Origin of the sequence: Lewinella sp. (assembly GCF_050633125.1) — a bacterium.
Taxonomy (GTDB): domain Bacteria; phylum Bacteroidota; class Bacteroidia; order Chitinophagales; family Saprospiraceae; genus Lewinella.
Map to the genome: position 1 here is coordinate 107908 of NZ_JBOEFX010000022.1, position 7504 is coordinate 115411.

Below are 7504 nucleotides of genomic sequence, written 5' to 3' on the forward strand. Positions count from 1 at the left end.
NCACTTCTTCTATCGTAGTAGGTTCATTCTTTTTGAAGCTGTCTTGTAGAAAGGTTGCCACCAATACCCCATCGTCGGTAGCGATACCAAAGAGGGCTAGGAAACCCACCCAGACGGCCACACTCAAGTTGATGGTTTGCACCTGAAAGAGGTCGCGGAAATTGGTACCAAACAGCTCGAAATTCAAGAACCAGCTGGTATCATACAAGCCTATCATCAGGAATCCGCCCGCAAAAGCAATGAATACCCCACTGAAAACCATCAGCGAAACACTCACCGAGCTGAACTGAAAATAGAGAATCAGGAAAATGATCGCTAGCGCAATGGGCACCACCAGACTCAAGCGCTTGCTGGCACGAACCTGCTGCTCGTAATTGCCTGCAAAACGGTAGCTGACCCCAGCAGGAACCATCAATTCCCCATCCTCAATGAGCTGTTGCAAATACTGTTGCGCATTATCCACAACCTCCACCTCCGAGTAATCGCCTTCGCGATCAAACAGCACGTAGCCGAGGAGGAAACCGTCTTCGCTTTTGATTGATTGGGCACCAGCCTCGTATCTCACTTCGACCAAATCCCCAAGCGGAATCTGCTGCCCCTGAGGCGTAGGAATATAAATCCGCTTGAGCGCTTCCGGGTCGTTTCTAAACTCGCGGGGGTAACGAATGCGGATAGCGTAGCGTTCGCGCCCTTCCACCGTGGAGGTCATCTTCATGCCTCCCACCGCTGCCTGAATGTGTTGTTGTACCTTGTCGATGGTCAGCCCGTAGCGGCTGATCGCTTCGCGGTCAATATCCAGCAAGAGGTAAGGTTTGCCAACGATACGATCTGCAAAAACAGCCGCATCCTTGACGCCGTCAACATCCTTGAGGTATTTTTCTAATTCCAAACCAAAAGCCTCAATGGTCGCCAGATCCGGTCCTTGCACCTTGATGCCCATAGGCGCGCGCATCCCCGTTTGCAACATGATGAGCCGGGTCTCGATGGGTTGAAGCTTAGGGGCAGAAGTAACGCCCGGTAGCCGGGTCGATTTCACAATCTCTTCCCAAATATCATCTGGACTTTTGATATGATCGCGCCACTGCCGGAAGTATTGGCCTTTTTCATCAGGAATCAATTCTCCTTGATCATCACGGACATACTCGCCCTTTTTTACGCGAAAGCGTAGCCGATGACCTGCTTCGTCTGTTTTATATTCAGATTTGTACAAGATAATATTCTCATACATCGACATTGGCGCAGGGTCAAGCGGACTATTGACACGACCTGCTTTGCCAACTACGGAATACACCTCAGGAATAGCAGTCACGCTCATGTCCAGCAAGCGGAGGTTTTTGATATTTTCCTGCATCCCGGCGTGCGGCATGGCCGTGGGCATCAGGAGGAACGAACCTTCGTTGAGCGCGGGCATAAACTCCTCTCCAGTCGTTTGAAAAACCCGGAATCCCTGCCAGACAATCAGCCCCACAATTAGCAAAAAGAGCACTTTGAAGCGGAGTAAAAAGCGGAGTATACTTTCGTAAAAATAGATGACAACGTAGAAGGCACCAATCAAGCCACCCGCCATCGACACCACAAAGAGGAAATTGGTCAGGTTGCTTTTTGTGACGCCCAGTGGCATCCACACCGTAGTTAGTAACCAGGTGACCAAAAGGGCATAGGTGATATTGGTGGCCCAAGATAAAAGCGTCGCTTGGCGACTACTCCCCCGCTCGCGTACCCAAAGCGCCGCTAAACCGGCCAGCCCAACGAGCGCCAATACCGTCCCTGGAAAGGCACCGTAAACAAACGCAACCACCAAGCCGCCCACAACAGCCAGCGCATTGCCCACCAGCGTAATACTGCGACGGCGTAATTTGATCGAAAAAACACTGTGGGCCAATGCCGGGATGATGGTAATGGCCACAATGATCGACGCTACCAGCGCAAACGTTTTGGTAAAAGCCAGCGGTCGGAAGAGTTTCCCCTCGGCAGCTTCCATCGTAAAAACAGGGAGAAAACTGATGACCGTAGTAGCTACCGCAGTAATAACCGCTGATGCTACCTCAACTGTAGCTTCGTAAATGCTGGTGAGTAAACTTTCGTCAGGAGGAGCTTCTTCTACGCGTTTGACCATACTTTCTGTCAGCACAATGCCCATGTCTACCATGGTACCGATGGCGATAGCGATTCCCGAAAGGGCCACAATGTTGGCATCTATCCCAGCGTAGCGCATGGCAATAAAACACATCAATACTGCCACTGGCAAAGTTCCGGAAATGAGCAACGACGACTTGAGGTTGAGCAGCATCAAGATAACGACCATAATGGTAATTAACACCTCCAGCGTAAGTGCTTCTTCCAGGGTACCGATGGTTTCGTTGATGAGCTGGGTGCGGTCGTAAAAAGGAACTAGCTTCACCTGCGAGAAGGTCCCATCGGCGAGGGTTTTCGAAGGCAGGCCCGGCTCTAGTTCGGCTATTTTAGCTTTTACATTCTGGATAACTTCGAGCGGGTTGGCCCCGTAGCGAGCGACCACTACCCCACCTACGGCATCAGCGCCCGATTTATCGAGTATACCCCGACGGGTAGCCGGCCCTAGGCTTACATGAGCCACATCGCCTACCCGCAGCGGAATATTATCGTTTACGACCACCACGGCCTGCTCTATGTCTTCAATATTTTTGACGTACCCCAGGCCGCGGACGAAATACTCCGCCAGATTGATCTCAATAGTTTGAGCGCCAATATCAATATTACTGCCTTTGACGGCCAGCATCACCTGATCGAGGGTGACGCCGTAAACCTTCATCGCTTCGGGGTCTACATCAATCTGGTATTCTTTGACGAAACCACCAATGGAAGCTACCTCAGCTACTCCCTCTGAGGCCGACAAGCCGTAGCGGACATAGAAATCCTGAATCGTCCGCAACTCCTGCGGGTCCCAGCCGCCAGTGGGACTGCCGTCTTTGTCACGCCCTTCGAGGGTGTACCAATAGATTTGTCCGAGGGCCGTAGCGTCGGGGCCGAGGGCTGGCTGCACACCATCCGGCAAGGTATTGGCTGGCAGAGAATTTAGCTTCTCCAAAATGCGGCTCCGGCTCCAGTAAAACTCAATATCTTCTTCAAAGATGAGATAAATGCTAGAGAAGCCAAACATGGAATTACTACGCACACTTTTCACCCCAGGCACCCCCAAAAGGGCCGTGGTGAGGGGATAAGAAATCTGGTCTTCCACATCCTGTGGCGAACGCCCTGGCCATTGGGTGAAAACAATTTGCTGGTTTTCACCAATATCCGGAATAGCATCTACCGCTACCGGATCGCGGGGAAGAAAATCAAATCCAAAATCGAAAGGTGCCGTCACCAATCCCCAGCCTACGAAGAGCAGAAGCAGGAGGTAGGCCACCAGTTTATTCTCTAGAAAAAAACGAATATAGCTCGCTAACATAGTTTCTCTTTTGTATAGCCGCGGAGACGCGGAGACACGGAGATGGAATAGAAAGGCTAAATGCCTTTGAATTCAAAAAAGACACCTACTACAGCATCCATTGATACCAGTAGTAGTCATAAAACGAAAGAGAAATCTAACAAAGGAAAGTTTGCAAACTCACAGGGAGGTCGCAAACGAGAAGAGGAGGTTTATAGTGAAGATCGTGCCGGGTTTTGGTGTCCGCAGCAATAACATCGAAGGGTAGGAAGGAAAATAAAACGGCAAGAAGTGCTGGCGAATCCAGGGCAAGAAAATCAATCCCTGCTGACAGCTGGGCGTCCTCTACCTTCAAAAAATCCGTTTGCGTATCGCAGCAATCTTTTTTATCCAGCCCATCCTCCTGAGCAGGAGCATGACGGGGGCATTTTGCCGCTTTGCTGACACCATGGCAAGGAGCAGCTTCCGCAAAAATCGAGGTATTCTTCAATACTCCCTGGCAATAATGCTTGCTGAACACCAGCCCGGAAGAGCTAACGAACACTAAAACGGCCAAGAGGATATGGAATACTTTACGAAGCAAAATGGCTATTGATTTAGGAAAAGGTTATTCCTCCTAAGTTGAAAGGATAACCCGACGGCAAAGGTAAGTCCTTTTTGAGCAAACTTACAAGTGTCTAACATTTAAACATTTGCAGCTTCTTAATAGTTTGGTAGGCAACTTGCATAAATACTGGAATCTCACTAGCCTGCTCAGAAATAAATTACCTAAGTTTGTTAACATTTTAATCCATAAGAATAAAAGTAACCTTCATGAAGACACGTCTACTTTCCCTTTTCGTTTTCCTACTTACCAGTCTAATGGTACAGGCGCAGACCAATGTGACTCTCAATATTCACCACAAACTGGGGAATGATGCATTTGCAATGGAAACCAGCGTAACCAACAATGTGGGCAGTACTTTCGATTATACACGTCTGGAGTATTACATCGCTGAAATTTCGCTGATCCACGATGGTGGCCAAGAAACCATGATTGAAGATCGTTATATGCTGGTAGACGCTACCGAGGAAACGTCTGAATTCTTGGGTGACCTGGCTATCACCGACATTGAAGCTATTCGCTTTCACATTGGGGTAAATGAGGGCAACAACCATACAGACCCTACCACTTACCACAGTTCTCACCCACTATCGCCGCAGTTACCATCTATGCATTGGGGCTGGACATCAGGCTACCGTTTTGGTGCTTTTGAAGGGAATAGTGGTGCAAGCCTAAATCAGATTTGGCAAATCCACGCGCTCGAAGATGAAAACTATTTCATGACAGAAGTGGCGTTGGACTTGGCCATCATTGACAATGAACTTACGATTGACCTGGATGCAGATTACATTCGCGCCATGGAAAACATCGACCTGGATAGCGGCCCGATCACCCATGGTGGCTACGGCGAAGCTAAGGCATCTTTGCGCAATTTCCAGGATTATGTGTTTAGTCCTTCAGCGCTGATTAATAGCGACGAAGAGGCTTTGGCTGTCAATGCTTTCAAAGTATACCCCAATCCCGGCACAACCAAAGCCGCCAATATCTTTATTGCTACTGATACCGACGAGGTTTACCAACTTCAGGTTACTAATGCGCAAGGCCAACTCGTTCGCCAAATAACGCAAGTACGCAGCAACAATGAAATTGATCTTGGCTTGAAAACAGCCGGACTTTACTTCCTCAGCTTACAGCAAAACGGAAAGGTGGTGATGACGGAAAGGTTGGTGATTCAGTAATATCGACCAGGGATTTGAACCATATAAGAAACATGAGGGATTATAAGTACGTCTTTAAAAGCTACTTAAATGGCCTTATATTCCTTATATGGTTCAATATTTTGGACATTAGTATTTCCATGTGAAAATCAGTTTAACAAGAACATTCTCTACCTCCCTATTAGGGTTGTTAGCCGTTTGCCTTTTGGTTGCTTGTCAGCCGGAAGAGGCTACCCCTTTGCAGCCTTTCCCTGCGCTGATGGAGGTACCGGAAGGTTTTCCAGAAATTCCCTATCCCGAAGACAACGCTTTTACCGAAGCGCGCTGGCAATTGGGTAAGCAACTATTTTTCGACCCCATCATGTCGGTTGATGCTTCGATAAGTTGTGCCTCTTGCCATAAGCCGGAATTGGCTTTCAGTGATGATAAAGCCTTCAGCCCAGGAGTGGCCCAGCGGCCAGGTACACGCAACTCCCCGAGTTTAGCGAACGTCGCTTATCATCCCTACTATACCCGGGAAGGCGGAGTGCCTACCTTGGAAATGCAGGTGCTCGTTCCCATTCAAGAACACAATGAATTCGACTTTAATATCCTCTTGATTGCCGAACGGTTACGCGCCGACAGCACGTATTACCAAATGGCACTCGATGCCTACGAGCGCGAGCCCGACCCTTACGTCATCACCCGCGCACTGGCTTGTTTCGAACGAAGTTTAATCAGTGGCAACAGTGCCTACGACCAATACGAACGGGGTGAAAAGAATCTACCTCCCAGCGTACTACGCGGCAAGGAGTTGTTTTTTAGTGATCGTACACACTGTAGCAGTTGCCATGGCGGCTTTAACTTTACCAATTATACCTTTGCCAACAATGGTTTGTACACCAACTATGAAGACCTCGGCCGTTTCCGGCTAACGGGTAAAGAACAAGATCGGGCCACTTACAAAGTACCTAGCTTACGAAACATCGGTATAACAGCGCCCTATATGCACGATGGTTCGCTCGCAACCCTGGAAGCCGTCATTGAACATTACAATTCCGGAGGGGAAGATCACCCTAACAAAAGCCCACTCCTACAGCCGCTTTTGCTCAATGACCAAGAGAAAGAAGACTTGATTGCTTTTTTGCAAAGCCTAAACGACCCACTTTTTAATGAAAATCCAATTTTTAAACGTCAATAATCATCGCCATATGCAACTTAGATATTTACTACTATTCAGTCTTTTTGCCAGCTTATTGTTCCTTGCTTGTGATGATGATGACGGACCAGTGGCAGTACCTCCGGTATATGATGACACCCCATATATACTTTCCTATGGTAGCTTCCCCGTGCCTCGACTGCCCGAAGACAATCAACTTACGGAACAGAAAGTACTCCTTGGACGTATGCTCTTTCACGAAACCATGCTCAGTAAAGATGGTAGCCAGGCTTGTGCTTCCTGCCACTTGCAAGCCGACGGTTTTTCGGACTCTCGACGGTTTTCAATAGGTGTCGAAGGTTTACCCGGCAACCGGCAAGCCATGCCTGTATTCAACATGGCCTGGCATACCAATCAGTTTTTCTGGGATGGCCGCGCGAATCTCCTAAGAGACCAAGCACTAAAACCCATTCAGGATCCACTGGAAATGAACGAAACCCTCGAAAACGTCATCACCAAATTGAGCGACAGTAAAATGTATCGCGACCAGTTTATTCGTGCTTATGACAGCGAAGAGATTACAGAAGAAAAACTCGCGCTTGCGCTAGAGCAGTTTATGTTCAGTATCGTCTCCAACCAATCTAAATATGATCGTTATCTAGCAGGAGAAATTGAACTCAGCGAAAGTGAAGAACGGGGCCTACTGCTATTTGAGGGAGAGTACAATCCTTTCTTTCCCGAGGCTTCTGGGGCAGATTGTTTCCACTGCCATGGTGGCAAAAACTTCGAAAATGACCGGTATGCGAACAATGGTTTGGACATCGATGCTGATTTCACAGACCTTGGTCGGGGAAATGTGACCCAGAATCCTGCCGACCGAGCCAAGTTTAAAGTACCGAGCCTGCGTAATGTAGGCATCACTGCACCCTACATGCACGATGGCCGTTTTCAAACGCTGGAGCAGGTGATTGACCATTATAACCAAGGCATTAAAAGCTCTTCTACCCTTGACCCTACGCTAGAGAACACCCGAGAAACTGGTCTTTTTCTTACGCCGCAAGACAAGACGGATCTGATCAACTTCCTCCATACCCTCACCGATGAGGTGATGATGAGCGAGCCTGCGTACCAGTCGCCGTTTTGATGTACTATGGTGCGGAATGCGAGGTGCGGAGTGCGAAATACGCCGACTTCTG

4 protein-coding genes and 1 pseudogene are annotated in these 7504 nt (G+C 48.6%); 3 read left to right on the forward strand and 2 right to left on the reverse strand.

Going from position 1 to position 7504, the window contains the following annotated elements:
* Position 1: 1 nt before the first annotated feature.
* Together ACRBG0_RS07030 and ACRBG0_RS07035 are read right to left on the reverse strand one after the other, a co-directional pair.
* Positions 2 to 3430, reverse strand: a pseudogene (locus ACRBG0_RS07030) (efflux RND transporter permease subunit); the annotation flags it as partial.
* Positions 3431 to 3566: 136 nt separating this feature from the next.
* Positions 3567 to 3992 (reverse strand): HYC_CC_PP family protein, encoded by a 426-nt coding sequence (locus ACRBG0_RS07035; RefSeq protein ID WP_431486198.1) that lies wholly within the window; start codon positions 3990 to 3992, stop codon positions 3567 to 3569.
* Between the two features lie 230 nt (positions 3993 to 4222).
* Between ACRBG0_RS07035 and ACRBG0_RS07040 the strand changes: the two genes are divergently transcribed.
* The 3 genes from ACRBG0_RS07040 to ACRBG0_RS07050 all read left to right on the forward strand — a co-directional run bounded on the left by ACRBG0_RS07040 (position 4223) and on the right by ACRBG0_RS07050 (position 7452).
* Entirely contained in the window at positions 4223 to 5191 is a 969-nt protein-coding gene (locus ACRBG0_RS07040) for an MbnP family protein (RefSeq protein ID WP_431486199.1), read from the forward strand.
* Between the two features lie 121 nt (positions 5192 to 5312).
* Positions 5313 to 6350, forward strand: a complete 1038-nt coding sequence (locus tag ACRBG0_RS07045) for a cytochrome-c peroxidase (RefSeq protein WP_431486200.1) — start codon at positions 5313 to 5315, stop codon at positions 6348 to 6350.
* Positions 6351 to 6360: 10 nt separating this feature from the next.
* Complete coding sequence (locus tag ACRBG0_RS07050) at positions 6361 to 7452, forward strand: cytochrome-c peroxidase (protein WP_431486201.1); 1092 nt, start codon at positions 6361 to 6363, stop codon at positions 7450 to 7452.
* The last annotated feature ends 52 nt before the right edge of the window (positions 7453 to 7504 follow it).